Origin of the sequence: Marinobacter sp. ES-1, assembly GCF_000475255.1 — a bacterium.
Taxonomy (GTDB): Bacteria; Pseudomonadota; Gammaproteobacteria; order Pseudomonadales; family Oleiphilaceae; genus Marinobacter; species Marinobacter vinifirmus.
In genome coordinates this window covers 1-784 of the sequence record NZ_AXBV01000003.1, presented here as the reverse complement: position 1 = coordinate 784, position 784 = coordinate 1, and the positions used below count along the sequence as shown (strand labels likewise).

Below are 784 nucleotides of genomic sequence, written 5' to 3'. Positions count from 1 at the left end.
TGCATATTCCGGCCCATCGTGACCGCCCATTCCGTTTGAACGTGACCGCCTGTTCCGGTTGATCGTGACCGCTCATTCCGTTTTATCGTGACCGATTTCGGGCGTTTTTCCGGAATCGCTGGTCACAATGCCGGAATCACCGGTCACGTTCCTCCGGAATCACTGCCAACACGCTGGAATTCTTCAACTTTATCCGGCATACCCGTTTCTTTTTCATTACGAGGAAGGGCGGATGCCGGCAGCGAGGATTTCCATGCGACAGATCATCGAGGTCTTGCGCCTCAAGTACGAAGCGGGCCTGAGCCATGAGCGCATTGCCCGTGCCTGCGGGCTCTCCAAGGGCGTGGTCGGCAAGTATGTCAGCCTGGCCACTGCGCAGGGCATCACCTGGCCGTTGCCGGAAGGCACGGATGAAGTACGGTTAGAGGCTCAGCTGTTCCCGGCCAAGACACCCCCATCTCGATTTGCTGAACCCGACTACTTCCAGGTTCATCAGGAACTCAAGACCAAGGGCGTGACCCTGCAACTGCTGTGGGCCGAGTACGTGGAACGCCATGGCGACAAGGCCCGCCGGTACAGCCAATTCTGCCACCATTACCGGCTCTGGCGAGGCCGGCAGCGGCGCAGCATGCGCCAGGTCCATCGGGCCGGTGAGAAGATCTTTATCGACTACTGTGGTCCCACCGTGCCGGTGGTGGACCGCAGCACTGGCGAGATGCGCAAGGCTCAGGTCTTTGTGGCCGTGCTAGGCGCGTCCAGTTATACCTTCGCCGAGGCCACCTGG

Annotated in this window: 1 pseudogene; it reads left to right on the top strand. The window is 59.9% G+C overall.

Going from position 1 to position 784, the window contains the following annotated elements:
- Positions 1-253: 253 nt before the first annotated feature.
- Positions 254-784, top strand: a pseudogene (locus Q668_RS00470) (IS21 family transposase); the annotation flags it as partial.